General features: G+C 45.6%; 40 protein-coding genes. 33 read left to right on the top strand and 7 right to left on the bottom strand.

Annotated features, from left to right (window positions below; all coding sequences use genetic code 11):
• The first annotated feature begins 283 nt into the window (after positions 1-283).
• The 28 genes from rpsJ (at position 284) to rplQ (ending at position 13,909) form a co-directional block, all read left to right on the top strand.
• Entirely contained in the window at positions 284-595 is a 312-nt protein-coding gene (gene rpsJ / locus Q4Q54_RS21180) for a 30S ribosomal protein S10 (RefSeq protein WP_006083601.1), read from the top strand.
• Positions 596-625: 30 nt separating this feature from the next.
• Positions 626-1,264, top strand: a complete 639-nt coding sequence (gene rplC, locus Q4Q54_RS21175; protein WP_006083600.1) for a 50S ribosomal protein L3 — start codon at positions 626-628, stop codon at positions 1,262-1,264.
• Between the two features lie 17 nt (positions 1,265-1,281).
• Positions 1,282-1,887 carry a 50S ribosomal protein L4 gene (gene rplD, locus Q4Q54_RS21170; RefSeq protein WP_113941598.1) on the top strand — a complete coding sequence of 202 codons (606 nt, stop codon included), beginning with the start codon at positions 1,282-1,284 and terminating at the stop codon, positions 1,885-1,887.
• Positions 1,887-2,189 carry a 50S ribosomal protein L23 gene (rplW, locus tag Q4Q54_RS21165; protein ID WP_025008843.1) on the top strand — a complete coding sequence of 101 codons (303 nt, stop codon included), beginning with the start codon at positions 1,887-1,889 and terminating at the stop codon, positions 2,187-2,189. The genes rplD and rplW overlap by 1 nt, the downstream gene beginning before the upstream one ends.
• Before the next feature lie 16 nt (positions 2,190-2,205).
• Positions 2,206-3,030, top strand: coding sequence for a 50S ribosomal protein L2 (gene rplB, locus Q4Q54_RS21160; RefSeq protein ID WP_006083597.1), 825 nt, complete (start codon positions 2,206-2,208; stop codon positions 3,028-3,030).
• A gap of 14 nt (positions 3,031-3,044) precedes the next feature.
• On the top strand, positions 3,045-3,323 hold the full coding sequence (gene rpsS / locus Q4Q54_RS21155) for a 30S ribosomal protein S19 (protein WP_006083596.1): 279 nt from the start codon (positions 3,045-3,047) through the stop codon (positions 3,321-3,323).
• A gap of 15 nt (positions 3,324-3,338) precedes the next feature.
• A complete protein-coding gene (gene rplV / locus Q4Q54_RS21150) occupies positions 3,339-3,671 on the top strand; it encodes a 50S ribosomal protein L22 (RefSeq protein ID WP_006083595.1) in 333 nt (110 codons plus the stop codon).
• A 9-nt stretch (positions 3,672-3,680) separates the two neighbouring features.
• Positions 3,681-4,373, top strand: a complete 693-nt coding sequence (rpsC, locus tag Q4Q54_RS21145) for a 30S ribosomal protein S3 (protein WP_011787574.1) — start codon at positions 3,681-3,683, stop codon at positions 4,371-4,373.
• Positions 4,374-4,384: 11 nt separating this feature from the next.
• Positions 4,385-4,795 carry a 50S ribosomal protein L16 gene (rplP, locus tag Q4Q54_RS21140; protein WP_006083593.1) on the top strand — a complete coding sequence of 137 codons (411 nt, stop codon included), beginning with the start codon at positions 4,385-4,387 and terminating at the stop codon, positions 4,793-4,795.
• Positions 4,795-4,986, top strand: a complete 192-nt coding sequence (gene rpmC, locus Q4Q54_RS21135) for a 50S ribosomal protein L29 (RefSeq protein ID WP_006083592.1) — start codon at positions 4,795-4,797, stop codon at positions 4,984-4,986. Before rplP ends, rpmC begins: the two co-directional genes overlap by 1 nt.
• Positions 4,986-5,234 carry a 30S ribosomal protein S17 gene (gene rpsQ / locus Q4Q54_RS21130; protein WP_006083591.1) on the top strand — a complete coding sequence of 83 codons (249 nt, stop codon included), beginning with the start codon at positions 4,986-4,988 and terminating at the stop codon, positions 5,232-5,234. The genes rpmC and rpsQ overlap by 1 nt, the downstream gene beginning before the upstream one ends.
• 180 nt (positions 5,235-5,414) lie before the next feature.
• Complete coding sequence (gene rplN, locus Q4Q54_RS21125) at positions 5,415-5,783, top strand: 50S ribosomal protein L14 (protein WP_006083590.1); 369 nt, start codon at positions 5,415-5,417, stop codon at positions 5,781-5,783.
• Between the two features lie 11 nt (positions 5,784-5,794).
• Complete coding sequence (gene rplX / locus Q4Q54_RS21120) at positions 5,795-6,109, top strand: 50S ribosomal protein L24 (protein ID WP_006083589.1); 315 nt, start codon at positions 5,795-5,797, stop codon at positions 6,107-6,109.
• A 12-nt stretch (positions 6,110-6,121) separates the two neighbouring features.
• Positions 6,122-6,661: a 50S ribosomal protein L5 gene (gene rplE, locus Q4Q54_RS21115; RefSeq protein WP_006083588.1), complete on the top strand. Its 540-nt coding sequence runs from the start codon at positions 6,122-6,124 to the stop codon at positions 6,659-6,661.
• A 10-nt stretch (positions 6,662-6,671) separates the two neighbouring features.
• Positions 6,672-6,977 carry a 30S ribosomal protein S14 gene (gene rpsN / locus Q4Q54_RS21110; RefSeq protein ID WP_006083587.1) on the top strand — a complete coding sequence of 102 codons (306 nt, stop codon included), beginning with the start codon at positions 6,672-6,674 and terminating at the stop codon, positions 6,975-6,977.
• Between the two features lie 24 nt (positions 6,978-7,001).
• A complete protein-coding gene (gene rpsH / locus Q4Q54_RS21105) occupies positions 7,002-7,394 on the top strand; it encodes a 30S ribosomal protein S8 (RefSeq protein ID WP_006083586.1) in 393 nt (130 codons plus the stop codon).
• A gap of 10 nt (positions 7,395-7,404) precedes the next feature.
• Positions 7,405-7,938, top strand: a complete 534-nt coding sequence (gene rplF, locus Q4Q54_RS21100) for a 50S ribosomal protein L6 (RefSeq protein ID WP_006083585.1) — start codon at positions 7,405-7,407, stop codon at positions 7,936-7,938.
• A gap of 10 nt (positions 7,939-7,948) precedes the next feature.
• A complete protein-coding gene (gene rplR / locus Q4Q54_RS21095) occupies positions 7,949-8,299 on the top strand; it encodes a 50S ribosomal protein L18 (RefSeq protein WP_006083584.1) in 351 nt (116 codons plus the stop codon).
• A gap of 11 nt (positions 8,300-8,310) precedes the next feature.
• Positions 8,311-8,814, top strand: coding sequence for a 30S ribosomal protein S5 (rpsE, locus tag Q4Q54_RS21090; protein ID WP_006083583.1), 504 nt, complete (start codon positions 8,311-8,313; stop codon positions 8,812-8,814).
• Between the two features lie 6 nt (positions 8,815-8,820).
• Positions 8,821-9,003, top strand: coding sequence for a 50S ribosomal protein L30 (rpmD, locus tag Q4Q54_RS21085; protein ID WP_006083582.1), 183 nt, complete (start codon positions 8,821-8,823; stop codon positions 9,001-9,003).
• 3 nt (positions 9,004-9,006) lie between these two features.
• Positions 9,007-9,441, top strand: coding sequence for a 50S ribosomal protein L15 (gene rplO, locus Q4Q54_RS21080; protein WP_006083581.1), 435 nt, complete (start codon positions 9,007-9,009; stop codon positions 9,439-9,441).
• 7 nt (positions 9,442-9,448) lie between these two features.
• On the top strand, positions 9,449-10,789 hold the full coding sequence (secY, locus tag Q4Q54_RS21075; RefSeq protein ID WP_006083580.1) for a preprotein translocase subunit SecY: 1,341 nt from the start codon (positions 9,449-9,451) through the stop codon (positions 10,787-10,789).
• A 21-nt stretch (positions 10,790-10,810) separates the two neighbouring features.
• Positions 10,811-10,924 (top strand): 50S ribosomal protein L36, encoded by a 114-nt coding sequence (gene rpmJ, locus Q4Q54_RS21070; protein WP_006083579.1) that lies wholly within the window; start codon positions 10,811-10,813, stop codon positions 10,922-10,924.
• Positions 10,925-11,041: 117 nt separating this feature from the next.
• Positions 11,042-11,398, top strand: a complete 357-nt coding sequence (gene rpsM, locus Q4Q54_RS21065) for a 30S ribosomal protein S13 (RefSeq protein ID WP_011787581.1) — start codon at positions 11,042-11,044, stop codon at positions 11,396-11,398.
• 15 nt (positions 11,399-11,413) lie between these two features.
• A complete protein-coding gene (gene rpsK, locus Q4Q54_RS21060; protein ID WP_006083577.1) occupies positions 11,414-11,806 on the top strand; it encodes a 30S ribosomal protein S11 in 393 nt (130 codons plus the stop codon).
• Between the two features lie 32 nt (positions 11,807-11,838).
• A complete protein-coding gene (gene rpsD / locus Q4Q54_RS21055; RefSeq protein ID WP_106648456.1) occupies positions 11,839-12,459 on the top strand; it encodes a 30S ribosomal protein S4 in 621 nt (206 codons plus the stop codon).
• A gap of 24 nt (positions 12,460-12,483) precedes the next feature.
• Complete coding sequence (locus Q4Q54_RS21050; protein ID WP_006083574.1) at positions 12,484-13,473, top strand: DNA-directed RNA polymerase subunit alpha; 990 nt, start codon at positions 12,484-12,486, stop codon at positions 13,471-13,473.
• Positions 13,474-13,513: 40 nt separating this feature from the next.
• On the top strand, positions 13,514-13,909 hold the full coding sequence (gene rplQ, locus Q4Q54_RS21045) for a 50S ribosomal protein L17 (protein ID WP_006083573.1): 396 nt from the start codon (positions 13,514-13,516) through the stop codon (positions 13,907-13,909).
• 56 nt (positions 13,910-13,965) lie between these two features.
• Here rplQ and Q4Q54_RS21040 read toward each other — a convergent pair whose 3' ends face one another.
• From Q4Q54_RS21040 to ccmA, 6 genes are all read right to left on the bottom strand, one after another.
• Positions 13,966-14,916, bottom strand: a complete 951-nt coding sequence (locus Q4Q54_RS21040; protein ID WP_311989494.1) for an ABC transporter substrate binding protein — start codon at positions 14,914-14,916, stop codon at positions 13,966-13,968.
• 196 nt (positions 14,917-15,112) lie between these two features.
• On the bottom strand, positions 15,113-15,601 hold the full coding sequence (gene ccmE / locus Q4Q54_RS21035) for a cytochrome c maturation protein CcmE (RefSeq protein WP_220591699.1): 489 nt from the start codon (positions 15,599-15,601) through the stop codon (positions 15,113-15,115).
• Positions 15,598-15,798 (bottom strand): heme exporter protein CcmD, encoded by a 201-nt coding sequence (ccmD, locus tag Q4Q54_RS21030; RefSeq protein WP_011982116.1) that lies wholly within the window; start codon positions 15,796-15,798, stop codon positions 15,598-15,600. The genes ccmE and ccmD overlap by 4 nt, the downstream gene beginning before the upstream one ends.
• Entirely contained in the window at positions 15,798-16,544 is a 747-nt protein-coding gene (locus tag Q4Q54_RS21025; protein WP_220591701.1) for a heme ABC transporter permease, read from the bottom strand. Before Q4Q54_RS21025 ends, ccmD begins: the two co-directional genes overlap by 1 nt.
• A gap of 1 nt (position 16,545) precedes the next feature.
• Positions 16,546-17,232, bottom strand: a complete 687-nt coding sequence (gene ccmB, locus Q4Q54_RS21020; RefSeq protein ID WP_006079706.1) for a heme exporter protein CcmB — start codon at positions 17,230-17,232, stop codon at positions 16,546-16,548.
• 11 nt (positions 17,233-17,243) lie between these two features.
• On the bottom strand, positions 17,244-17,894 hold the full coding sequence (gene ccmA, locus Q4Q54_RS21015; RefSeq protein WP_220591702.1) for a cytochrome c biogenesis heme-transporting ATPase CcmA: 651 nt from the start codon (positions 17,892-17,894) through the stop codon (positions 17,244-17,246).
• A 318-nt stretch (positions 17,895-18,212) separates the two neighbouring features.
• On the opposite strand from ccmA, the gene Q4Q54_RS21010 reads away from it, so the two are divergent.
• Positions 18,213-18,512 carry a c-type cytochrome gene (locus Q4Q54_RS21010; RefSeq protein WP_006086491.1) on the top strand — a complete coding sequence of 100 codons (300 nt, stop codon included), beginning with the start codon at positions 18,213-18,215 and terminating at the stop codon, positions 18,510-18,512.
• A 63-nt stretch (positions 18,513-18,575) separates the two neighbouring features.
• Here the strand turns inward: Q4Q54_RS21010 and ccmI are convergent, their stop codons facing one another.
• A complete protein-coding gene (gene ccmI, locus Q4Q54_RS21005) occupies positions 18,576-19,829 on the bottom strand; it encodes a c-type cytochrome biogenesis protein CcmI (RefSeq protein ID WP_311989495.1) in 1,254 nt (417 codons plus the stop codon).
• 400 nt (positions 19,830-20,229) lie between these two features.
• Here ccmI and Q4Q54_RS21000 point away from each other — a divergent pair, with 400 nt between their 5' ends.
• From Q4Q54_RS21000 to Q4Q54_RS20985, 4 genes are read left to right on the top strand one after another with little or no spacing between them, the layout of a single operon-like run.
• Positions 20,230-22,209, top strand: a complete 1,980-nt coding sequence (locus Q4Q54_RS21000) for a heme lyase CcmF/NrfE family subunit (RefSeq protein WP_311989493.1) — start codon at positions 20,230-20,232, stop codon at positions 22,207-22,209.
• 11 nt (positions 22,210-22,220) lie between these two features.
• Positions 22,221-22,775, top strand: a complete 555-nt coding sequence (locus Q4Q54_RS20995; RefSeq protein WP_006079711.1) for a DsbE family thiol:disulfide interchange protein — start codon at positions 22,221-22,223, stop codon at positions 22,773-22,775.
• Positions 22,772-23,251: a heme lyase NrfEFG subunit NrfF gene (nrfF, locus tag Q4Q54_RS20990; RefSeq protein ID WP_268650091.1), complete on the top strand. Its 480-nt coding sequence runs from the start codon at positions 22,772-22,774 to the stop codon at positions 23,249-23,251. The genes Q4Q54_RS20995 and nrfF overlap by 4 nt, the downstream gene beginning before the upstream one ends.
• Positions 23,248-23,835 carry a TlpA disulfide reductase family protein gene (locus Q4Q54_RS20985; protein ID WP_311989492.1) on the top strand — a complete coding sequence of 196 codons (588 nt, stop codon included), beginning with the start codon at positions 23,248-23,250 and terminating at the stop codon, positions 23,833-23,835. The genes nrfF and Q4Q54_RS20985 overlap by 4 nt, the downstream gene beginning before the upstream one ends.
• The last annotated feature ends 512 nt before the right edge of the window (positions 23,836-24,347 follow it).

Genomic DNA, 24,347 nt, shown 5'->3' with positions numbered 1-24,347 from the left:
AGGGCTAGTTTTATCTACAGATTTGTGTAAAATGCTCGCCACTCTGAAGTTGAATAGTTATTTGATGACTATTTACACAGCGGGCTTGATATCCGGATTTAGATAGGTATAATGGCCCCCTCGTCGACTTAGGTTGGCGAATTAAATGATTAGTCGCTGAAGTTAATCATTATCATAGCGGCTCCGATTGGGAGTCGAACGGTTAAATCATCTCGCTCTGCTTTTCTATATAGAAGAAGCTAGAGGGTGATTTTTTATATGTCCATTTTAGGAGCTCTGGTCAATGCAGAACCAAAGAATCCGTATCCGCTTAAAGGGATTTGATCATCGCTTAATTGATCAGTCTACAGCGGAAATCGTTGAAACTGCTAAGCGTACAGGCGCGCAGGTTCGTGGTCCAATTCCACTACCTACTCGCAAAGAGCGTTATACCATTTTGATCTCTCCGCACGTTAATAAAGATGCTCGTGACCAGTACGAATTACGTACACACAAGCGCCTGGTTGACATCGTAGAGCCAACTGAAAAGACTGTTGACGCGTTAATGCGTTTAGATCTTGCGGCTGGTGTCGACGTACAGATTAGCTTGGGTTAATTGAGATCCTAGTAAGAAGAGGTTTGAGAGATGGCTATCGGTCTTATTGGTCGTAAAGTTGGTATGACTCGCATCTTCACTGAAGATGGTGTTTCAATACCAGTTACTGTAATTGAAGTTGCAGGCAACCGTGTTACTCAAGTGAAAACTTTAGAAACTGACGGCTACCGTGCACTTCAAGTTACAACTGGCACCAAAAAAGCCAATCGCATCACTAAACCAGAAGCAGGTCACTTTGCCAAGAGCGGTGTTGAAGCCGGTCGTGGTTTGTGGGAAATGCGTTTGGTAGACGGTGAAGGCGAGGGCATTGAAGTTGGTGCTGAGCTAAATGTTGATATTTTCGCAGACGTAGCGAAAGTAGATGTTACTGGTCAATCAAAAGGTAAAGGCTTCCAAGGCGGTGTTAAGCGTTGGAACTTCCGTACTCAAGATATGACTCACGGTAACTCTTTGTCGCACCGCTCGAATGGTTCTATCGGTCAGAACCAAACGCCTGGTCGCGTATTCAAAGGCAAAAAAATGTCAGGCCATATGGGTGCCGAGCGTGTTACTACTCAAAATCTAGTTGTAGTTCGTGTAGATGTTGAGCGTAACCTGCTACTAGTCCGTGGCGCTGTTCCTGGCGCTACCAATGGCGACTTGATTATCAAGCCTGCCGTTAAAGCTTAAGGTCTGAGGAGATAGTAATGGAATTGGTATTGAAAGACGCGCAAAGCGCTCTTGAAGTTTCCGAAACTACCTTCGGCCGTGACTTTAACGAGGCACTGGTTCATCAGGTAGTTGTAGCATACGCTGCAAACGCGCGTCAGGGCACTCGTGCTCAAAAGACTCGTGCGGAAGTAACTGGCTCAGGCAAAAAGCCTTGGCGCCAAAAAGGAACTGGCCGTGCTCGTGCTGGTTCTGTTAAAGGCCCAATCTGGCGTGGCGGTGGCGTAACATTCGCTGCTAAAACCCAAGATCATAGCCAAAAAGTTAACAAAAAGATGTACCGCGGCGCGCTGAGAAGCATTCTGTCTGAATTGGTACGTCAAGAGCGTTTGGTTATTGTTGAATCTTTCGGTGTTGAAGCTCCTAAAACTAAAGAGCTGAAAGCTAAATTGAAAGCAATGAACCTTGAAGACGTTCTGATTGTGACTGCAGAAGTTGATGAGAACTTATTCTTAGCAGCTCGTAACCTGTACAAGGTTGACGTTCGTGATGTAGCGGGTCTAGACCCAGTGAGTCTGATCGCATTCAACACTGTGCTTGTGACTGCTGACGCAGTGAAGCAAATCGAGGAGATGCTAGCATGATGATCCGCGAAGAACGTTTGCTAAAAGTTATTCTCGCTCCACATATCTCTGAAAAGAGCACTGTGAACGCTGAGAAGCACAACACTGTTGTTTTCCGCGTAGCTATCGATGCAACTAAAGCTGAAATTAAAGCTGCTGTTGCTAAGCTATTTGAAGTTGAAGTTGATTCAGTTCGCACTTTAGTAAGCAAAGGCAAAACTAAACGCACTGGTGGCCGTACTGGTCGTCGTAGCGATTGGAAAAAAGCCTATGTAACTCTAGCTGCTGGTGCTGACATCGATTTCGTCGGCGGCGCTGAGTAAGCAAAGGAGAATTATCATGGCAGTTATTAAGTGTAAGCCAACCTCTCCAGGTCGTCGCCACGTAGTTAAAGTGGTGAACACTGACCTGCATAAGGGTAAACCCTTTGCTGGCCTGTTGGCGAAAAAATCTAAAAGTGGTGGCCGTAACAATACTGGCCGTATCACTGTCCGTCACGTAGGTGGTGGTCATAAGCAGCATTATCGTCTAATCGACTTTAAACGCGATAAAGATGGTATCCCTGCAAAGATTGAGCGTCTGGAATACGATCCAAACCGTACTGCTAACATCGCGTTAGTATTGTATGCGGATGGTGAGCGTCGTTATATTCTTGCTGCCAAAGGCATGCAAGCTGGCGATAAGATCCAGTCTGGTGTTGCTGCCGAGATCAAAACCGGTAACGCTATGCCACTGCGCAACATCCCTGTAGGTTCTGTAGTTCACGCAGTTGAAATGAAGCCTGGTAAAGGTGCTCAGATCGCTCGTTCTGCAGGTGCTTATGTACAAGTTGTTGCTCGTGATGGCGCATATGCCACTCTACGTCTTCGCTCTGGCGAAATGCGTAAAGTGCCAGTTGATTGCCGCGCGACATTTGGTGAAGTTGGTAATGCCGAACACATGCTACGCCAGTTAGGTAAAGCAGGTGCTAAGCGCTGGAGAGGCATACGTCCTACAGTGCGTGGTGTTGCAATGAACCCAGTAGACCATCCACACGGTGGTGGTGAAGGCCGTACTTCTGGTGGTCGTCACCCAGTGACTCCATGGGGTGTGCCAACTAAGGGTTATAAAACTCGTAGTAACAAGCGCACTGACAAGTACATCGTACGTCGTCGTAATAAATAGTAAGAGGATTCGCCATGCCACGTTCTCTCAAGAAAGGTCCCTTCATTGACCTGCACTTGCTGAAGAAGGTAGAGAAAGCGATGGAAGCCGGTGACAAAAAGCCTATTAAGACTTGGTCACGTCGCTCTATGATCATTCCAAATATGATTGGTTTGACCATCGCTGTCCATAATGGTCGTCAGCACGTTCCTGTGTTCGTAACTGACGAAATGATCGGCCACAAACTTGGTGAATTTTCACCAACTCGCACTTATCGTGGCCATGCCGCTGATAAGAAAGCGAAGAAGCGTTAATACGGGAGGAATAAGATGGAAGTTTTAGCTAAACATCGTTTTGCCCGTACGTCTGCGCAGAAGGCCCGTCTGGTTGCTGATCAAATTCGTGGTTTGCCTGTTGCTAAGGCACTCGAAATTTTGACTTTCAGCCCCAAGAAAGCCGCCGTACTGGTTAAAAAAGTACTTGACTCAGCTATCGCAAACGCCGAACACAACGAAGGCGCGGATATTGATGAGCTTAAAGTAGGAGCCGTCTTCGTAGATGAAGGCCCAACTATGAAGCGTATCATGCCACGTGCTAAAGGCCGCGCTGATCGTATCATGAAGCGTACCAGCCACATTACTGTGGTTGTATCAGATCGCTAGGAGAGAGCAATGGGACAGAAAGTACATCCTAATGGTATCCGTCTGGGTATCACCAAGCCTTGGATCTCTACCTGGTACGCAGATAAATCAGATTACGCAAATAATCTGAACAGCGACTGGGAAGTGCGTAAGTTTCTTGTAGAGAAATTACAAGCTGCTTCAGTATCTAAGATTGTTATCGAACGTCCAGCGAAAAGCATCCGCGTTACGATTCACACTGCCCGTCCAGGTGTTGTGATTGGTAAGAAAGGTGAAGACGTTGAAGTATTGCGTGCTGCAGTGTCAAAACTTGCTGGCACTCCTGCTCAAATTAACATCGCTGAGATCCGTAAACCTGAGCTAGATGCCAAGTTAGTTGCTGATTCAATTGCACAGCAATTAGAGCGTCGTGTTATGTTCCGTCGTGCTATGAAGCGCGCAGTTCAAAACGCAATGCGTATTGGTGCTCAAGGTATCAAAGTACAAGTTAGTGGCCGTTTAGGCGGAGCTGAGATTGCGCGTGATGAGTGGTATCGTGAAGGTCGTGTACCTTTACATACTTTGCGTGCTGATATCGACTATTCTACATCTGAAAGTCACACCCAATACGGTGTGATTGGCGTTAAAGTTTGGATCTTCAAAGGTGAAGTTCTAGATGGAATGCTGCCACAGATTGAAGAACCGAAGCAGCAGCAACCTAAGCGCAAGCCTCGTGGTAAATAGGAGAGCCGGCAATGCTGCAACCTAAACGTATGAAGTTTCGCAAGATGTTCAAAGGCCGCAACCGCGGTCTGGCGAACGGTACCGAAGTTAGCTTTGGTACTTTTGGTCTGAAAGCAGTCGGCCGTGGCCGTTTAACTGCGCGTCAGATCGAATCTGCACGTCGTGCCATGACACGTCACATTAAGCGTCAGGGACAAATTTGGATTCGAGTTTTCCCGGACAAACCGATTACCTCTAAGCCTCTCGAAGTGCGTATGGGTAAAGGTAAGGGTAACGTTGAATACTGGGTATGTCAGATTCAACCTGGTAAGGTTCTTTATGAGATGAATGGTGTTTCTGAAGTGATCGCTCGTGAAGCGTTTGCTTTGGCTGCTGCCAAGCTTCCAATTAAGACTACCTTCGTAACTAAGACGGTGATGTAATGAAAGCGAGCGAACTGAGAGAAAAAAGCGTTGAAGAACTGAACGCTGAACTACTTGGTCTGCTGCGTGAGCAGTTTAACCTGCGTATGCAACACGCCACTGGTCAGTTGACTCAGACTAATCAACTGAAATTGGTGCGCCGTAACATTGCGCGCGTTAAGACCATTATTACTTCTAAGGCGGGTGCATAATGTCTGATAAAATCCGTACTTTGCAGGGTCGTGTAACTAGCAACAAAATGGACAAGTCCATTACTGTTGCTATCGAACGCCAAGTGAAACACCCAATTTATGGGAAATACATTAAGCGTACGACGAAGATCCATGCACATGACGAAACTAATCAGTGCAATGAAGGCGATTTAGTAGCGATTCGCGAATGTCGTCCTTTGTCTAAGACTAAGTCTTGGACCCTGGTTGAAGTAGTATCAAAGGCCTAAGTTAATTAGGTATTTAGGTAAACGGCTCCAGAATGTGGGGCCGTTTGTTTTTTAATACTATACATTCCACTTTTATGGTGTTATATTTGCGCGCCATTTTTGACTAAATTAATAGCAAAAATGAGTGTTTTTATTGTCCCATAGTGGGAATTGTGTAGTAACGATAGCGGAGCACTTAAAATGATCCAAATGCAATCGACTCTTGACGTTGCTTGTAACAGCGGCGCACGCAGAGTTCAGTGTATTAAGGTCTTGGGTGGCTCTCATCGTCGTTATGCCGGTATCGGCGACATCATCAAAGTTTCTGTTAAAGAAGCGATTCCTCGCGCTAAAGCGAAGAAAGGCGATGTGTATAACGCGGTGGTAGTCCGTACTAAGAAAGGCGTACGTCGTCCAGACGGTTCTGTCATTCGCTTCGATCGGAATGCAGCTGTTCTTTTGAACAACAACCTGCAGCCGATTGGTACTCGTATCTTTGGACCAGTGACACGTGAATTGCGTAATGAGCAATTTATGAAAATTGTCTCGCTGGCACCAGAAGTACTGTAAGGAGCTTCAAAATGGCAGCTAAAATACGTCGTGAAGACGAAGTGATTGTATTAGCAGGTAAAGACAAGGGTAAACGTGCAAAAGTTTCTCAAGTCCTTCCTACTGGTAAATTGATTGTTGAAGGCATCAATCTTGTCAAAAAACACCAAAAGCCAAACCCACAATTGGGCGTAGCTGGCGGTATTGTTGAGAAAGAAGCACCGATACAAGCATCAAATGTAGCGATTTTCAACTCTGCCACTGGCAAAGCTGATCGCGTTGGTTTCCGCTTTGAAGACGGCAAAAAAGTTCGTTTCTTCAAATCGAACAGTGAACTCGTTAAGTAATTGGAGTAAACGATGGCGAAACTGCATGATAAATACCAAGAGACTGTTGTCGCTGAACTTGCTAAAAAGTTCGGTTATACCAGTGTCATGCAAGTCCCTCGGATTGAGAAAATCACCCTAAACATGGGTGTTGGCGAAGCTGTTGCAGACAAGAAAATCATGGACCATGCTGTCCGTGATATGACTGCAATCGCTGGTCAAAAACCAGTAGTGACTGTAGCTCGTAAGTCAGTTGCTGGTTTTAAAATCCGTGAAGGCTACCCTATTGGCTGTAAAGTTACCCTACGCGGTGAGCGTATGTGGGAATTCTTAGAGCGTTTAGTCGATATCGCAATCCCACGTATTCGTGACTTCCGTGGCTTAAGCGCTAAAGCGTTTGACGGCCGTGGTAACTACGCAATGGGCGTGCGTGAGCAGATCATCTTCCCAGAAATCGATTACGATAAAATCGATAAGATTCGTGGTATGGATATTGTTATCACTACTACTGCGAAGAATGATGAAGAAGGTCGTGCTTTGTTAGACGCTTTTAACTTCCCATTCAAGAAATAAGGGTAGCGTAATGGCAAAAACATCAATGAAAGCACGTGAAGCTAAACGTGCACAGCTCGTGGCCAAGTACGCTGAAAAGCGTGCGGCTCTTAAGACTATCATTGCAAGTCCAGCTTCTTCTGACGAAGATCGTTGGGATGCGGTACTTAAGCTGCAAGCTCTACCACGTGATTCCAGCGCTGCGCGTCAACGCAATCGTTGTAATCAAACTGGTCGCCCTCATGGCTTCTTACGTAAATTCGGCTTAAGCCGTATCAAATTACGTGAAGCAACCATGCGTGGTGAAGTTCCTGGCCTGCGTAAGGCCAGCTGGTAAGCACTTGTCACGGAGTAAGCTAATATGAGCATGCAAGATCCTATTGCGGATATGTTAACCCGTATTCGTAACGGCCAAGCTGCTAACCACGTATCGGTGAAGATGCCTTCAGCTAAGTTGAAAGTCGCAATTGCGAAACTACTTAAAGATGAAGGTTATATCGCTGATTACGCCGTAGCAGATGAAGCCAAGCCTGAACTGGAAGTTACTTTAAAGTATTTCCAAGGCCAACCAGTCGTTGAGACTATCCAGCGTGTAAGTCGCCCTGGTCTTCGTATTTACAAAGGTAAAAACGAACTTCCAAAGGTGATGGGCGGTCTGGGTGTCGCAATTGTGTCCACTTCTAAAGGCTTGATGACTGATCGTGCCGCCCGCCTTGCAGGCATGGGTGGCGAGGTTATCTGCTACGTAGCTTAAGGAGCTAGGAATGTCTCGTGTAGCAAAAGCACCAGTATCTATTCCAGCTGGCGTAGAGGTGACCTTGAACGAACAGACCCTTACCGTCAAAGGCGGAAAAGGTAGTCTGACTCGAGTGATCAACAATGCGGTCAATGTTGTTATTGAAGCTGGCGTAGTTAAGTTCCTCCCTGTTGAAGGCGTTTCTAACGCTTGGGCACAGGCTGGTACAACTCGTGCATTAGTAAACAACATGGTTGTTGGTGTATCTCAAGGTTTTGAGCGTAAATTAAAGTTAGTTGGCGTTGGTTACCGTGCTAAACTCGTCGGTTCTGACATTGACCTTACTTTAGGTTTCTCTCATCCGTTAGTACACAAACTGCCCGCAGGCGTTACTGCAGAGTGCCCTAGCCAAACTGACATCGTCCTACGTGGCGTTGATAAACAGTTAATTGGCCAAGTCGCTGCTGAGATTCGCGGATACCGTCCACCAGAGCCATATAAAGGCAAGGGTGTTCGCTATGACGACGAAGTAGTACGCCGTAAAGAGGCTAAGAAGAAGTAGGTAACGCGATATGGATAAGAAAACATCTCGCTTACGTCGCGCTACTCGCGCTCGTAAGAAGATCCAAGAGCTGGGCGTGAACCGTCTGGTTGTACATCGTACACCGCGTCACATTTATGCTCAGGTGATCAATCCTGAAGCTCAGGTGTTGGCAGCTGCTTCAACCGTAGAAAAAGCGGTTAAAGAGCTACTGAAGAGTACCGGTAACGTAGACGCAGCGAAAGCAGTAGGTAAATTTGTTGCTGAGCGCGCGATCGAAAAAGGCGTAACTTCAGTTGCGTTCGATCGTTCTGGTTTCAAGTATCACGGTCGTGTAGCTGCTTTAGCAGATGCAGCTCGTGAAGCTGGCCTGAAGTTCTAAGGGGTTATAAAATGGCTAAATTAGAAGCTCAGCAAAAAGACGATCTGCAAGAGAAATTGATTGCAGTTAATCGTGTTTCTAAAGTAGTTAAGGGCGGTCGTATCTTTAGCTTCACAGCACTGACAGTAGTGGGTGATGGTAACGGTAAGATTGGCTACGGCTATGGCAAGGCACGTGAAGTTCCAGCAGCGATTCAAAAAGCTATGGAAAAAGCTCGTCGTAACATTGTGACCGTTGAGTTGAATGCAGGTACTCTGCATCACCCAGTTAAAGGTCGTCATACTGGTTCTCTTGTGTACATGCAACCTGCATCACAAGGTACTGGTATTATTGCCGGTGGCGCAATGCGTGCCGTATTGGAAGTAGCAGGCGTTCATAACGTTCTGTCAAAAGCATACGGTTCTACTAACCCGATCAACATCGTTCGCGCGACTGTCGATGCTTTGGTGCACATGAAGTCACCTTCGCAAATCGCAGCTAAGCGTGGCCTGAATGTTGACGAAATTCGGGGGTAATGCACCATGGCAACTAAAACTGTAAAAGTTACTCAAACTAAAAGCGGTATCGGTCGTTTACCGAAGCACCGTGCAACCCTAACGGGTCTTGGTTTGCGTCGCATTGGTCACACTGTTGAATTAGAAGATACTCCTTCTGTTCGCGGTATGATCAACAAGGTCTACTACATGGTTAAGGTGGAGGATTAATAGATGCGTTTAAATACTCTATCTCCAGCTGCAGGCTCTAAGCATGCACCAAAGCGTGTAGGCCGTGGTATGGGCTCAGGTCTAGGTAAAACAGCGGGTCGTGGTCATAAAGGCCAAAAGTCTCGTTCTGGTGGCGGTGTACGCCCAGGATTTGAAGGTGGTCAAATGCCACTTAAAATCCGTTTACCTAAATTTGGTTTTACCTCGCGTCGCGCTATGGTAACAGCTGAAGTTCGTGTACTCGAACTGGCAAAAGTTAACGGTGATGTTATCGACTTAAACGCTCTGAAAGATGCGAACGTTATAACTCGCAACATCCAGTTTGCGAAAATTGTTCTTTCAGGTACCATTGAGCGCCCTGTGACTGTTAAAGGTCTGAAGGTAACCAAAGGTGCACGTGCAGCTATTGAAGCTGCCGGCGGTAAGATCGAGGAATAATACGTCGATGGCAAAACCAGGACTTGATTTAAAAAGCGCGAAAGGTGGACTTTCAGAATTGAAAGCTCGCCTCCTGTTCGTGATTGGTGCGATTATCGTCTTTAGAGCCGGTTCGTTTGTGCCAATTCCTGGTATTGACGCAGCTGTATTAGCAGAGCTGTTTGCTCAGCAAAAAGGGACCATCCTGGGCATGTTTAACATGTTCTCGGGTGGCGCCCTTTCGCGTGCCTCTATCTTTGCATTAGGTATCATGCCGTATATTTCGGCATCGATTATCATGCAATTGTTGACTGTGGTACATCCTGCACTCGCTGAATTGAAAAAAGAAGGCGAATCAGGACGTAAGAAAATCAGTCAATATACCAGATGGGGTACCTTAGTGCTGGGTACATTCCAGTCGGTCGGTATTGCAACCGGGTTACCAAACTTAGTGCCAGGCCTTGTGGTCAACATTGGATTTGGGTTCTACTTTGTTGCGGTTGTGAGCTTAGTGACAGGAACTATGTTCCTTATGTGGCTAGGCGAGCAGATTACCGAACGTGGTATAGGTAACGGTATCTCGATTTTAATTTTCGCAGGTATTGTTGCTGGATTACCTTCCGCTATCGGCCAAACGGCTGAGCAGGCGCGTCAAGGTGACTTGAATGTGTTAGTATTGTTGTTGCTCGCGGTAATTGTGTTTGCAGTGACTTATTTTGTAGTGTTCGTGGAACGTGGTCAGCGTCGTATCGTCGTTAACTACGCTAAGCGTCAGCAAGGCCGTAAGGTGTTCGCTGCGCAAAGTACCCACTTACCGCTGAAAATAAACATGGCAGGCGTTATTCCGCCAATTTTTGCGTCAAGCATCATTTTGTTCCCTGGAACACTGGCTCAGTGGTTCGGTCAAAATGAGTCTATGTCATGGTTAAGTGATTTTTCACTGGCTGTGTCACCTGGACAACCGCTTTACTCATTATTATATGCAACAGCGATTATCTTTTTCTGTTTCTTCTATACTGCGTTGGTGTTTAACCCACGTGAAACAGCAGATAACTTGAAGAAGAGTGGTGCATTCATCCCTGGGATCCGTCCTGGAGAACAGACTTCGCGTTACATTGATAAAGTTATGACCCGTTTGACATTGGCAGGCGCGTTATACATAACCTTTATCTGCTTAATTCCGGAGTTCATGTTAATCGCGTGGAAAGTACAGTTCTATTTTGGCGGTACTTCACTACTCATTATGGTAGTCGTGATCATGGACTTCATGGCTCAGGTTCAGACGCATATGATGTCTCATCAGTATGAGTCTGTGATGAAGAAAGCTAACCTAGTAAACAAAGCGAATTTAGATCGCTTTGGTCGCTAAGTAGCTTTACGGAGTGATGAAATGAAAGTTCGAGCTTCCGTGAAGAAGATCTGCCGTAACTGCAAGATCGTCAAGCGTAGTGGCGTTGTACGCGTTATCTGTGTTGAACCAAAACACAAACAGCGTCAAGGCTAAAAAGTAATTTGTTCAGCCCATGAATTGGGCTGAACAAAATTTTGTTTGCAAATCTGTCGACTGTCGAGTATCCTTTCGGGCTTTTCGCAGTTGGCCTTTAACTTTAAGGAGTGCATAGTGGCCCGTATCGCTGGCATTAACATTCCTGATCAAAAGCATACAGTCATCGCATTGACTGCAATTTTCGGCATCGGCCGTACTCGCGCTAGAGCAATCTGCGCGGCTACAGCAATCGCTGAAACTGCTAAGATCAAGGAATTGAGCGAAGCTCAAATAGACACACTACGCGAAGAAGTCGCTAAATACCTAGTAGAAGGTGACTTACGTCGTGAGATTTCAATGAACATCAAGCGTCTTATGGATCTTGGTTGTTATCGTGGTCTCCGCCATCGCCGTAGCCTGCCTCTCCGTGGGCAACGTACTAAGACCAATGCGCGTACGCGTAAAGGTCCACGTAAACCAATTAGAAAGTAACGGGAAGGTAAAGCAATGGCTAAAGTTCCGTCACGTTCTCCGCGTAAGCGCGTACGTAAACAGGTTGCAGATGGCATGGCTCATATCCATGCTTCTTTCAACAACACTATTGTCACCATTACAGATCGTCAAGGTAATGCGTTGTCATGGGCTACTTCAGGTGGTTCAGGTTTCCGTGGTTCACGTAAATCTACTCCATTTGCTGCACAGGTGGCTGCTGAGCGTGCAGGTGCTGCTGCTCAAGACTACGGTTTAAAAAACCTTGAAGTGTTTGTGAAGGGTCCAGGTCCAGGTCGTGAGTCAGCCATTCGTGCGCTGAACGCTGTTGGTTATAAAATTACCAACATTACCGATGTGACGCCGATCCCTCATAATGGTTGTCGTCCTCCTAAAAAGCGTCGTGTATAACGTCGTTTCATTAGGATAGTTGGAGAAAGATCATGGCAAGATACTTGGGTCCCAAGCTCAAGCTCAGCCGCCGAGAAGGTACAGACCTTTTCTTAAAAAGCGGTGTGAGAGCAATCGATTCAAAGTGTAAACTGGAAACTGCACCTGGACAACATGGCGCTCGTAAGCCACGTTTGTCAGAGTATGGTACTCAGTTACGCGAAAAACAAAAAGTTCGTCGTATTTACGGTGTGTTAGAAAAACAATTCCGTAACTATTACAAAGATGCTGCACGTACTAAAGGCAACACAGGTGAAAACCTGCTTCAGCTTTTAGAAACCCGTCTCGATAACGTCGTTTATCGTATGGGCTTCGGTGCAACTCGTGCAGAATCACGTCAGCTAGTGAGCCATAAATCAATTATGGTTAACGGTCGTGTTGTTAACATTCCATCATTCAAAGTGTCTGCGAATGATGTTGTGAGCATCCGCGAGAAGTCACGTACTCAAGCTCGTATTAAAGCGGCTTTAGAAGTGGCAGCTCAACGCGAGAAGCCTACATGGGTTGAAGTCGACAGCGCGAAAATGGAAGGTGCTTTCAAGCGCGTTCCAGAACGTAGCGATTTGTCTGCGGAAATTAACGAACAGCTGATCGTCGAGCTTTACTCTAAGTAAGGCTAACAAACAAGAGAGGACACAATGCAGGGTTCTGTTACAGAATTTCTTAAACCGCGTCTCGTTGATATCGAGCAGGTTAACTCAACACGTGCCAAGGTTACATTGGAACCACTTGAGCGTGGTTTCGGCCACACTTTAGGTAACGCGTTGCGTCGCATCCTATTGTCGTCTATGCCCGGCTGCGCGGTTACCGAAGTCGAGATTGACGGTGTACTGCACGAATACAGCAGTAAGGAAGGCGTTCAAGAAGATATCCTTGAGATCTTGTTAAACCTGAAAGGGTTAGCAGTGACTATCGAGGGTAAAGACGAGGCTATGCTTACGTTGAGCAAGTCCGGCGCAGGCCCTGTCATCGCAGCAGATATCACGCATGATGGTGATGTCACTATCGTGAATCCTGATCATATTATCTGTCACCTGACAGGTAACAATGATATCAGCATGCGTATTCGCGTTGAGCGTGGTCGTGGCTATGTACCAGCATCTGCTCGTGCACAGACTGAAGACGATGATCGCCCAATCGGCCGCTTGCTGGTTGATGCTTCTTTCTCGCCAGTTGCGCGTATTGCCTACAATGTAGAAGCAGCACGTGTAGAACAGCGTACTGACTTAGATAAACTCGTTATCGATATGACCACAAACGGTACTATCGATCCTGAGGAAGCTATCCGTCGTTCTGCAACAATTTTAGCTGAACAGCTAGATGCGTTTGTTGAATTACGTGACGTGACTGAGCCAGAGCTGAAAGAAGAGAAGCCGGAATTCGATCCGATTCTGCTGCGTCCTGTCGACGATTTAGAGCTAACTGTACGTTCGGCTAACTGCTTGAAAGCCGAAGCGATTCATTACATCGGAGATCTGGTACAGCGCACTGAAGTTGAGTTGCTGAAGACCCCTAACTTAGGTAAGAAGTCTCTTACTGAAATTAAGGACGTTTTAGCTTCTCGCGGACTGTCGTTAGGTATGCGTTTGGAAAACTGGCCTCCAGCTAGTTTAGCAGACGACCTATAAGTCTCAGGTTTGTACAGATTTAGGTTATAAGGATTAGGTCATGCGCCATCGTAAGAGTGGTCGTCAACTAAACCGTAACAGCAGTCATCGCCAAGCCATGTTTCGCAACATGGCCGGTTCACTAGTTCGTCATGAGATCATCAAGACAACTGTGGCTAAAGCGAAAGAACTGCGTCGCGTAGTTGAGCCTCTGATAACACTTGCTAAGAGTGACAGCGTTGCAAACCGTCGTTTAGCGTTTGCACGTACTCGCGACGCTGAAGTCGTTGGTAAGTTATTTACTGAGTTGGGTCCACGTTACCAGGAACGTCCTGGTGGCTATACCCGTATCCTTAAGTGCGGTTTACGTGCTGGTGATAAAGCCCCTATGGCTTACATCGAGCTAGTTGGCCGTCCAGAAGCTGCTCAAGCTGTTGATGTTGAAGCTGCTGAGTAATTAAGGTTACACTTTTAAAAAGCCGGGCAATGCCCGGCTTTTTTATACCCATTTTTCTACTCTACCCACAGTGTATTTTTCTCTATGTCTTTCGGTAGGGATATATTCCATCTTGCCAAGCCTTGCTGACTAAACATGTATTTTCCAAGATCATCTGTCACTGGAAAGATATTCTCGGGTTTATCGCCTGCCAGTATTTTTAATGCCATATTGGCTGCTATCTTGCCATGATGATAGCCATCGAGTACGTAGCCGCCAATATTACCCTCGGCGGAGACACTGAATCCCCAAAACCCGAAATTGGGTACTGGGGTATGTTCAGATATCCATTTTAGTAGCTGATCCGCATCAACAGAACGATTCTCCGCATCTCTAACTGTATGGTATAGCGCTACGACAATGGCGTTATAGCCTTGCTTTTTCGCCGTCAATACCTGTTGCTGCCAATCTGCTAGCTGTGACAATTGCACCAGATTCACTTCGATATCACCCAAAATACTAGAGTGTTGCTTGTTGATGTATTCTGCGGCTGAGTCTGAAGTCACACCTTGATCGAACAGCACGAGTATTTTGCGGTGTATAGTCTGTGGGAGTATGCGTTGAATGAGCAGCAGAGAGCGTCGTAGCAGCGGTCTTTCTATGACCCCTGTAAATCGCTTGTGCTCGTTGAGATGATAGGCCCTTGGGTTCATATTCACCCCGAGATATACGACAGGGATTAAGCTGTCATTGAGGCGCTGATGTAACAGGTTAACCGCATTATCATCGGCGAGAATAACCAGTTGAGGTACTTGGCTTTGGATGTACTTCCACGCTAAATCAGCTCTTTCGCCAAATTGCTCCTTTGGTATGCGCTTGGTATCCATTTCGAAATAGCTAACATCGTGTAAAGGGCTGAGCGTGTCATTAATCGCTCGGCTATATTCTTGGTCCCATTGATAGCCTTGATGATAGCTTTCGATGACGACGACTTTAGCTGCATTGGCTTCATGAGAGATGCCTACCAAGCAAATAATCAGGAAGCTTAGAATGTGTTGCAAACTAGAGTTTAGTTGTCTTATTTGAATCATACGCAGTCTTAGGTTTTGAAGCTGTCTTGAGTATAGTTCACCTTTAATTATCTAGATTGAGATAATAAAAAAGCCTCACTAGTTATTAGGCTAGGAGGCTTAGTTAGTATGTTGTTGCTATTATATTAACGGCTTAATTCGTGTCGGGTGCCTTTTGTTGGCTGTAATCCAACTTCTCATGCTTTTGGCCCATTGCTTCGGCAACTTCTGGTGGCATGTAGTTTTCATCATGCTTAGCCAGTACTTCAGTCGCTTCTAGCTTACCATCTGCTCCAAGCACACCTTGCGCCACAATACCTTGTCCTTCACGAAATAGGTCAGGCAAGAGATCGTCATAGGTGACCTGTATTTCGCCGCCGAGTGAATCATGTACTGCGAATTGTACATGTAAACTCTTAGGATCCCGTACCATTGAACCAACAGTTACCATACCACCGACACGAATGCGCTGACCAATTTCAGGTTTAACGCCGGTATCTGTTTTGCCGTGGACAATTTCAGACGGTGTATAAAATAAGTTTAAGTTGGAGTTCAGCGCATAAAGCAAAAGCGAAGTAATCGCGGCAACACCACCGATTAATGCTACTGCTAACGTCAGTCTTTTTTTGCGTCTTGGGTTCACGATTTGGTACTCCTAGTTTCTTTTAGGCGTTCTTCTCTATCCATCTTCTTCGCGATTTCAATTAACACCTTACGCTTTTGGCGTGCACTGGTAATGATAAGCGTTGACAGGCAAAAGAAGGTTACTCCGTAGGATAGCCATACATAGAATGCATAGCCGCCCATATTAAAAAAATCACTGATCGAATCGAATTGCATTATTTGACCTCCTCAGCCTTAGCTAGTTCACGCACCCAAGGGCGCATGCCATTTCTTGCTAAAATTTCTGCCTTGAATCGCACAATAGTGATGGCACCTATCATGAGACCGAAGCCAAGCATATTGATTAACAGTGGATAGAGCATTTCCGTCGACATTGTCGATTTCTCGGTAATGCGGATAGTCGATGGCTGATGCAATGAGCTCCACCATTCAACTGAGTATTTGATGATTGGGATGTTAATTACACCCACAATCGCGAGGATCCCAGCAGCACGAGCAGCGAGCACTTTATCCTCAAATGAAGCATAGAGTGAGATAACACCTAGATATAAGAACAGTAATACTAGCTCTGAGGTTAAGCGTGCATCCCATACCCACCAAGCGCCCCACATAGGTTTGCCCCAAGCCGCACCGGTAAAGAGAGCAATAAAGGTGATCACCGCACCAATAGGCGCAATAGAAGCCGCTGCCCAGTCGGCAAGTTTTATTTGCCAAACTAGACCGATAAAGGCCGCTGTTGCCATCCCCATGTAAGCTGCCATCGACATAGAAGCTGCTGGGACATGGATAAAGATGATGCGATAGCTATCACCCTGCTGATAATCAGTCGGTGCGAATACAAGTCCCCATGTTGTGCCCACAGCAATAAACAGACCTGCTAAAATCGCAAACCATGGAAATAATGTTCCTGATAACTTATATGCGCGTTCAGGATCCGCGTAAGGGTGTAACCATTTCCACATTTTAGTTAGTACTCACTCGCAGAGATGCACCAATTGCAAAAGGTGCTAAGGTTAACGATCCGACCAGCATAGCGCCTATTATAGCGAGCTGACCGTCATAGGGTAAATTCATTCCTGCCGCGTCTATGGCACTCGTTGCAAAAATGAGAACCGGAATATACAAGGGCAAAATAAGTAAGCTGAGTAACACACCACCTTTTCTAAGGCCGACGGTTAATGCCACGCCAATGGCACCTAATAGCGACAATACTGGCGTGCCTAGCGCGAGCGTTGATATTAACGCACCATAACTATTGCCATCTAAATTCAGTAATACTGCTAACAGTGGTGCGATAATAATCAGTGGCACACCGGTTAAAATCCAATGGGCTAACACTTTAGCTAATACGAGAATGGCTAATGGCTGCGGACTCAATAACATTTGTTCTAAGCTACCATCACTAAAGTCGGCTTTGAAAAGCCTTTCAAGTGACAACATAGAGGCTAGTAACGCTGCAACCCAAATTATTCCGGGTGCTACACGGGCTAACATCTGTGGCTCTGGGCCGATCCCCAGTGGGAATAAGGTCACAACCATAATAAAAAATAGCAGTGGGTTAAAAATGTCGCCGCGGTGGCGAATGGCAATTTTAAGATCTCGCTGCAGCAAGGTGAAAAATGCCTGGGTAAAACTGATGCCTCTTTTCATTTAGCCTGACCTTATATGAAGCGATAATCTAGACGAATTTTACGAAGCCTATCATCTTTGATAATGCCCATATCTTGGTGAGTTGTGAGGATCACACAGCCGCCATTATCCGCATGCTGAATAAATAATTGCTCCAGCTCTTCGACGCCTTTTTTATCGATCGCGGTAAAAGGTTCGTCAAGGATCCAAATTTTACAATTGCTATGCCACAATCTCGATAGCGCAGTTCTGCGATGCTGACCTGCAGATAAATGTCCAGCAAGCGCCTCTTCAAAACCGGTTAAGTTTACTTTGGCTAAAATGGCTGAGGTATCAAAGTCATCATAACCACTGATTCTTAAATTGAAATTAAGGTTTTCTTCGGCAGTCAGCTCACATTTAACGCCCGCCAAATGGCCGAGATACAAGAGATCTTCATTGTATTCATCACGACAGCGGTTTATGTCTTCATTTATGTAAAACGTTTGCCCAGCATAAGGGCGAGAAAGACCTGCTAATATGCGTAATAAACTGGTTTTGCCTGCGCCGTTAGGGCCTTCGATTTGAACAATGTCGCCGGCATTAATATCAAAACTTAACTCATCAAAAAGGATGCGTTCTTCGCGGATACAGGTCAGCTTGCTGGCTGACACTAATGTGGTTTCTTTAGTTATATTTGTCACTGAACCCTCTATCTCAAGCCGGAAGGAAACACAAGTGATTCTAACACAAACGTTATTGGGGGTTTACTCTTGGTTTGCACTAGATGTCAGCAATATGATGTGGTTCCAATAACCGCAATATTTATCGAACTTTTTTACGACTTGCTAATATATTAACGAATTTGTCACCCTTGTCGCCTGATTCATTTTGTGTTGAGATTCTAATCACAAAAAGATGAGATTTCTTGAAGTTTGTAGTAATCTTAGTCGGCTATAATGAGTCTGCCTAAGTAAGGGCAGCGCCGAGCTTTGTACGTATTTGCATTAGGAACATTGAACATGAAAAAACTGTTAGCAATGACTGCAGTCGCTGCTTTGACTATGTCAGTCAACGTATCAGCTCAAGAAGCTGAAGCTATTTTCAACAAGGCATGTACCGTATGCCACAGCATGGGTGTTGCTGGTGCTCCAAAAGCGCATAACGCTGCAGAATGGGAACCACGCTTAGCTAAGGGTATGGATACTCTACTGCACAGTGTAAAAACTGGTCTAAACGCAATGCCACCAGGCGGTATGTGTACCGATTGTACTGACGAAGATTACAAAGCAGCTATCGAGTTTATGTCTAAAGCTCAGTAATTTTTTCAGTGTTAATAAAAAACCGGCCAAAGCCGGTTTTTTTATGTCTGCAATAAACTGGGTTTATTGCACTTGGGTATCAAGTACTAGGTTGGCGGTATCGCCGACAGCGACTGTGCTGATCTTACCTTGAAGATCGCCAGCTTGTGGTTTGATATTACCGTGTTTAGAAAGCACTGCAATCACTTCCACATTGGTAGCGTCACTCAACTTCTTATCACCACCCATACCGCTGCTGTCATCTAATGTCACCGTAATTGGGAGCGACTTAGCACTGACTTTGGTCGCCGCTAATGGGACTTTTGGTCCTTCAGTTGCACGGGCAAAGATAAAGATAGTGTCTTCAGGGCTGGCTTTAGCGGCAAGTTCTGCAGAGATAGATATAGTGACATTGACTGATTTGGTCGCACTTGCTTTCACTTGCTTGTGGGCTTCATCATTTGGCATGCCCGCCGTTTCAGACTGCATACGTAAGTTAGCCGTTTCGATAGCATTCATTAGGGCTGCGCGATCAACATCGGCACGATCGCTATCAAGGATAGTTTGCCAAGAGGCAATGGCTTTCTTGTAATCAGCCGTAAAGAAGGCATCCATACCTACAAGCAATAACGTTGAAGGATCTTGAGCATCCATAGCTAAAGACTCATCGATGATCGCTTTGATTTGCGGTGTCATTTGCTGACCCGCTTTGTAATACATGGCTGTTGCTTTTGGGCCTAATAATTCTGCATGTTTTCCGACTAAATCCATCACTTTATCGAAAGCCGCAATCCCTTTGTCGTATTGGTTTGCCGATACATAAGCGTGGCCTAAGCTGAACCATACTTGACTATTCTCTGGCTCGGCTTTTACTTGGGCTTCCATCATCTGTACGCGCTGCGCCATGATTTGAGCCGTATCCATTCCCGCATGTGGGTTAGCAGGTTGTTGGGCAGTTTCAATATTTTCGAAGGCACCTAAGTGCTGATAGAGATAGCCTGAGATAACAATCAAACAAACTGACATGATCGACGGCCACAGAATCGTCTTTGGCTTGATTTGGTTGACCAGTGAATCATCGCTCGCTTCTTTGATGTCTTGGAGTAGACTGATTTCAAGCTCTTTTTTCAATGCATCGAATTCGGCTTGATCCAGTAACTCTTCGCTTAATTCTTTTTCAAGAACGCCCAGGCGCTCATTGAACAATTCAAGGTTCGTTTGTTTACGAACTCCGGCTTCTTCAGTTTTCAGCAACTTCTGCTGTCTGAAATGCGGGATCCAAATCAGCATCAGGCCGACTAACATAACAAGCGCAATAAAAATCCAAAATGTCGTCATTGTTTCTATATTCACTTTAGTTTGCAGAAAGCGGAGTAACCGCTAGGCTTGGAAGCAAGATTATACGTAAAGATTGTTCATTGAACAGTAATATAAGGTAATCCCAGTACCGAAAGCTTATAGTTGGGCACTGGTTCACAAATTGATTCTTCTTGTAAATTTTGTATGAAACTTAAGTGTCATTTGTCGGTCACATGCAGAACTGAGCCTCTTCCGTGACTTTCAACAACCTCTAAAATTGAGAATGAGACAAGTAACCCAGTTTTGTACGAAAGAGGCAGACAGGAACAATAGCAAATACTAAAATGAGCAACATTTCGTGCATTTGCGTGAATAACATGTTGTGCGTTGAGATAGAGTCTTTCTAAATCAACATATTATTGAAGACTGAGGAAAACCCATGATCCCAGAACTTGGACACTTTGCGCTGATAATAGGGGTGGCTTTTGCCTTCTTATTAATCAGCGTCCCCCTAATAGGTGTTGCCCGTAAAGATCAATACCTTGTTAGGTATGCTTGGCCGTTAACGTACGGAATGTTCTTTTTTATCACTGTATCTGTTGTCGTACTGGCTTATAGCTTTGCCGTCGACGATTTCTCCGTCGCTTATGTGGCACATCACTCTAATTCTCAGTTACCTATCTTCTTTAAGATATCGGCCGTATGGGGCGGTCATGAAGGGTCACTGTTGTTCTGGGTGTTTGCTTTATCGACTTGGGCTGCAGCGGTTGCCTTATTTAGTAAAGGTTTAGAGGAAGTGTTTACTGCGCGTGTACTGGCAGTATTAGCGCTGATCGTGATTGGCTTTAGCTTATTCATGTTACTTACTTCTAGTCCATTCGAACGTTTGTTCCCGATCCCTGCCGAAGGCCGTGACTTGAACCCAATGCTGCAAGATGTGGGATTAATCTTCCATCCACCTATGCTGTATTTAGGTTATGTGGGTTTCTCGGTGAGCTTTGCATTTGCGATTGCCGCGCTGATGAGCGGTCGTCTCGATTCTGCATGGGCTCGTTGGACGCGTCCTTGGACCTTAGCCGCTTGGATCTTCCTAACAGGAGGTATCGCGTTAGGTTCTTGGTGGGCATATTATGAATTAGGCTGGGGCGGCTGGTGGTTCTGGGATCCTGTAGAGAACGCCTCTTTCATGCCTTGGTTAGTGGGTACTGCGCTTGTTCACTCTTTGATTGTGACCGAGAAACGCGGCGCTTTCCGTAACTGGACCGTATTACTATCTATCTTCGCTTTCTCTTTAAGTTTGCTTGGTACCTTTATTGTTCGCTCAGGCGTATTAACCTCAGTACATTCATTCGCAGCCGATCCAAGCCGCGGTATGTTTATTCTGTTGTTACTTGGCTTAGCGATTGGTGGTTCATTGACACTGTTTGCCTTCCGCGCCAGTGAAATGAGCAGTCCAGCCCGTTTCGAGCTGAAGTCTAAAGAAACCATGCTACTGGTCTGTAATGTGTTACTGACCGTTGCCGCAGGTACTGTGCTATTGGGTACGCTCTATCCATTGCTCATCGATGCGCTCGGCATGGGTAAAATCTCTGTAGGACCTCCATACTTCAACGCTGTGTTTGTGCCTATCGTATTAGTCTTATTTGGCTTTATGGGTATTGGTCCAATTATCCGTTGGAAAAAATCGAAAGCAGGCGAGCTTAAGCGTCAGTTATTGATCCCTGCAATGATTGCTGCGGCTATCGGTATTGTGACGCCATTTATCGTCGATGGTGTATTCAATACTTGGGTTGCCTTTGGTATCGCGGCAGCGGCTTGGATTATCCTGGCGACTGCTAGAGCGGCCTATAATATAGTCAAGTCGAAAGAAGGTGATATCAGCATCAGCCGTATGGGCCGTAGTCAGCTGGGCATGATCTTCGCGCATCTTGGTATTGCTGTATCTGTGATTGGCGCTACTATGGTGTCGAATTACTCCATTGAGAAAAGTGTTCGCATGGGACCTGGTATTAGCCAAGAGCTTGCGGGTTATACCTTTAAGTATCTCGAGACCAAAAACGTAGTGGGTCCTAACTACACTGCAATGCAGGGACAGATAGAAGTCTACAAAGGTGATGAGCTGCTGACATTACTCAAGCCAGACCGTCGTCAATATAATGTGCGTACTATGGACATGACAGAAGCGGGTATCGACTGGGGTCTATTCCGTGACTTATATGTGACCATGGGCGATCCAATTACCAGCACTGAATTTGCGGTTCGTTTGAACTACAAGCCGTTCGTGCGTTGGTTATGGTTTGGGGCAATTTTCATGATGATTGGTGGATTCTTCGCGGCATCGGATAAACGTTACCGTGCGAAAGTCACTGCAGCCATCGCGCCTTCGGCCGAAAAGGCAAAATTGGCAACGGCTCAATAATTGGGGAATGTATGAAGAAGTTGGTTCTGTTTATCCCATTGGTCATATTTCTCGCCATGGGGGTGTTTCTATATAAAGGCTTATTCCTGAATCCGCAGCAATTGGATTCGGCACTGGAAGGAAAGCCTATTCCGGCTTTCCAACTGGAACGCTTAGAGACACCAGCTGAGATCATTACGAATGAGCAATTAAAAGGTAAGGTGTCATTACTTAATGTGTGGGCGACTTGGTGTCCATCTTGTAAATATGAGCATCCTTTCTTAGTGATGCTAAAGCGTAAAAATCTTCTGCCAATTTACGGGATCAACTATCGCGATGAGCGTGCTCCCGCATTAGAAGAGTTGAAGCGTCAGGGCGACCCCTACAACGTCAATATCTATGATAAAGATGGCCGTTTAGGATTAGACCTTGGCGTCTATGGTGCACCTGAAAGTTTTGTGGTTGATCACAACGGTATTATCCGCTTCCGTTATGCGGGTCCAATCGACCAACGCGTATGGAGCGAAACCCTTTACCCTATGATCCAACAATTACAAGCTGAAGCGGCGAAGGATGGCGCATCATGAGAACGCTGACAAAAATCATTGGTAGTCTAGTGCTGTTATTCAGCATGACGACCGCCGTTATGGCAACACCGGTTGATACTTACGAATTCAAAACGCCTGAAAATCAAAAGCGCGGTTTGTCTTTGGCCCATGAGCTACGTTGCCCACAGTGTCAAAACCAAAACTTGATCGACTCAAACTCACCGGTTGCGCGCGATCTGCGTCTTGAAGTCTTCAAGATGGTAGACGAAGGCAAAGGAGATGATGAGATCATCGAGTTTATGACCAGCCGTTACGGTGAGTTTGTACTCTATAAGCCTAAGATGGAAACTAAGACCTACATTCTTTGGTTAGGTCCCGTTGGCTTGTTACTCATTGGGCTAGTGATTGGTTTTATCTTCATTCGTAAACAACGCATCAGCGGTAATGTGCCGAATGAAATTAGCGAAGAAGATCAGCGTGAGTTAGATTCCTTGCTAAAGCGTAATACTAAATGAAGCGTAAAGTCATAACGGCATTAATGTTGTCATCGCTCTTTTCGTTACTTGCTGGTGGGGTCGCGCATGCGTACCCCGGCATGCAGCAAACGACTAAACCGATGGAATCAACTGTTGATTTGATCAATGTCTTGCCAAAGACTTTCCCAATAGAGCCTGTCACCTTTAATGACGTCGATGGTAAAACCATCGACTTCAGTCAATTTAAAGGTAAGATCATTATGGTGAACATGTGGGCGACCTGGTGTCCACCCTGTGTAAGGGAGCTGCCAGCAATCGAAAGGCTAGCGACTAAGTTCAAAGCTGAAGATTTCGTACTATTACCTATCTCTATTGATGCAGAAGGTAAGCAACAGGTCCAGCCGTTCTTAAGCTCATTAGGTATGCCAAATTTCAACTCTTACTACGATCAGCCACAAAGTCTTGGGGATGTTTTTCCGCTCGATACGATTCCAGCGACATTTATTCTCGATCAACAGGGCCAATTGATAGCTTTTGTTCGATCTTATGTTGATTGGGACGATGCCAAAGCTGTCTCACTAATCCAAGGTTTTATCGATAAAGGCAGTAAAAAGCCCAATTAATCGACACTCTGCCCGTAAAAGAATCGCCATTGTTTAAAAGAACGCCATGCGATCTTTTTTCATTAAAAAGCCCTTGCACAAAATCTCCTGCTCCCTATAATGCGCATCCACTGACACGGCAGACAGCGAAAGCCAGCTGACAAGTTGGGTTGAATTGAGTCGCTTTTAAGCACTTAATTCAAGCGCAGCAAGAAGTTGAAAAATACTCCTTGACGCGAAACGGGAAATGCGTAGAATACGCAGCCCTAGCCAACTGGAAGCGTTCGGCGCTCAGTGTGGTACTCATGTTCTCTTATGAATATTGAGTTGCTCTTTAACAAGATAAAACAAGAAATCTGTGTGGACACTCACAGGTGTTGAGTTAATCGAAATTACTTTACTTTCGAGTGAGTAATCAAAGAATTAAATCAATGATGAAGAGTGTTCATAGCAATATGTATATAATTTTGGTTTCGCTTTTTTAAAAGCGGAAACAAATGACAGAATTCATTGAGCCGTTTGACGTAAGTCAA

Source organism: Shewanella sp. SP2S2-4 (assembly GCF_031932025.1).
In the GTDB taxonomy this organism is placed as follows: Bacteria; Pseudomonadota; Gammaproteobacteria; order Enterobacterales; family Shewanellaceae; genus Shewanella; species Shewanella baltica.
The sequence above is the reverse complement of the archived record's forward strand: the minus strand, read 5'-3'. Positions and strand labels throughout refer to the sequence as shown.

Coding starts and splice junctions, on each gene's coding strand:
- rpsJ (WP_006083601.1), top strand. CDS start 284: ATGCAGAACCAAAGAATCCGTATCCGCTTAAAGGGATTTGATCATCGC.
- rplC (WP_006083600.1), top strand. CDS start 626: ATGGCTATCGGTCTTATTGGTCGTAAAGTTGGTATGACTCGCATCTTC.
- rplD (WP_113941598.1), top strand. CDS start 1,282: ATGGAATTGGTATTGAAAGACGCGCAAAGCGCTCTTGAAGTTTCCGAA.
- rplW (WP_025008843.1), top strand. CDS start 1,887: ATGATCCGCGAAGAACGTTTGCTAAAAGTTATTCTCGCTCCACATATC.
- rplB (WP_006083597.1), top strand. CDS start 2,206: ATGGCAGTTATTAAGTGTAAGCCAACCTCTCCAGGTCGTCGCCACGTA.
- rpsS (WP_006083596.1), top strand. CDS start 3,045: ATGCCACGTTCTCTCAAGAAAGGTCCCTTCATTGACCTGCACTTGCTG.
- rplV (WP_006083595.1), top strand. CDS start 3,339: ATGGAAGTTTTAGCTAAACATCGTTTTGCCCGTACGTCTGCGCAGAAG.
- rpsC (WP_011787574.1), top strand. CDS start 3,681: ATGGGACAGAAAGTACATCCTAATGGTATCCGTCTGGGTATCACCAAG.
- rplP (WP_006083593.1), top strand. CDS start 4,385: ATGCTGCAACCTAAACGTATGAAGTTTCGCAAGATGTTCAAAGGCCGC.
- rpmC (WP_006083592.1), top strand. CDS start 4,795: ATGAAAGCGAGCGAACTGAGAGAAAAAAGCGTTGAAGAACTGAACGCT.
- rpsQ (WP_006083591.1), top strand. CDS start 4,986: ATGTCTGATAAAATCCGTACTTTGCAGGGTCGTGTAACTAGCAACAAA.
- rplN (WP_006083590.1), top strand. CDS start 5,415: ATGATCCAAATGCAATCGACTCTTGACGTTGCTTGTAACAGCGGCGCA.
- rplX (WP_006083589.1), top strand. CDS start 5,795: ATGGCAGCTAAAATACGTCGTGAAGACGAAGTGATTGTATTAGCAGGT.
- rplE (WP_006083588.1), top strand. CDS start 6,122: ATGGCGAAACTGCATGATAAATACCAAGAGACTGTTGTCGCTGAACTT.
- rpsN (WP_006083587.1), top strand. CDS start 6,672: ATGGCAAAAACATCAATGAAAGCACGTGAAGCTAAACGTGCACAGCTC.
- rpsH (WP_006083586.1), top strand. CDS start 7,002: ATGAGCATGCAAGATCCTATTGCGGATATGTTAACCCGTATTCGTAAC.
- rplF (WP_006083585.1), top strand. CDS start 7,405: ATGTCTCGTGTAGCAAAAGCACCAGTATCTATTCCAGCTGGCGTAGAG.
- rplR (WP_006083584.1), top strand. CDS start 7,949: ATGGATAAGAAAACATCTCGCTTACGTCGCGCTACTCGCGCTCGTAAG.
- rpsE (WP_006083583.1), top strand. CDS start 8,311: ATGGCTAAATTAGAAGCTCAGCAAAAAGACGATCTGCAAGAGAAATTG.
- rpmD (WP_006083582.1), top strand. CDS start 8,821: ATGGCAACTAAAACTGTAAAAGTTACTCAAACTAAAAGCGGTATCGGT.
- rplO (WP_006083581.1), top strand. CDS start 9,007: ATGCGTTTAAATACTCTATCTCCAGCTGCAGGCTCTAAGCATGCACCA.
- secY (WP_006083580.1), top strand. CDS start 9,449: ATGGCAAAACCAGGACTTGATTTAAAAAGCGCGAAAGGTGGACTTTCA.
- rpmJ (WP_006083579.1), top strand. CDS start 10,811: ATGAAAGTTCGAGCTTCCGTGAAGAAGATCTGCCGTAACTGCAAGATC.
- rpsK (WP_006083577.1), top strand. CDS start 11,414: ATGGCTAAAGTTCCGTCACGTTCTCCGCGTAAGCGCGTACGTAAACAG.
- rpsD (WP_106648456.1), top strand. CDS start 11,839: ATGGCAAGATACTTGGGTCCCAAGCTCAAGCTCAGCCGCCGAGAAGGT.
- Q4Q54_RS21050 (WP_006083574.1), top strand. CDS start 12,484: ATGCAGGGTTCTGTTACAGAATTTCTTAAACCGCGTCTCGTTGATATC.
- rplQ (WP_006083573.1), top strand. CDS start 13,514: ATGCGCCATCGTAAGAGTGGTCGTCAACTAAACCGTAACAGCAGTCAT.
- ccmD (WP_011982116.1), bottom strand. CDS start 15,798: ATGCAATTCGATTCGATCAGTGATTTTTTTAATATGGGCGGCTATGCA.
- Q4Q54_RS21025 (WP_220591701.1), bottom strand. CDS start 16,544: ATGTGGAAATGGTTACACCCTTACGCGGATCCTGAACGCGCATATAAG.
- ccmB (WP_006079706.1), bottom strand. CDS start 17,232: ATGAAAAGAGGCATCAGTTTTACCCAGGCATTTTTCACCTTGCTGCAG.
- Q4Q54_RS21010 (WP_006086491.1), top strand. CDS start 18,213: ATGAAAAAACTGTTAGCAATGACTGCAGTCGCTGCTTTGACTATGTCA.
- ccmI (WP_311989495.1), bottom strand. CDS start 19,829: ATGACGACATTTTGGATTTTTATTGCGCTTGTTATGTTAGTCGGCCTG.
- Q4Q54_RS21000 (WP_311989493.1), top strand. CDS start 20,230: ATGATCCCAGAACTTGGACACTTTGCGCTGATAATAGGGGTGGCTTTT.
- Q4Q54_RS20995 (WP_006079711.1), top strand. CDS start 22,221: ATGAAGAAGTTGGTTCTGTTTATCCCATTGGTCATATTTCTCGCCATG.
- nrfF (WP_268650091.1), top strand. CDS start 22,772: ATGAGAACGCTGACAAAAATCATTGGTAGTCTAGTGCTGTTATTCAGC.
- Q4Q54_RS20985 (WP_311989492.1), top strand. CDS start 23,248: ATGAAGCGTAAAGTCATAACGGCATTAATGTTGTCATCGCTCTTTTCG.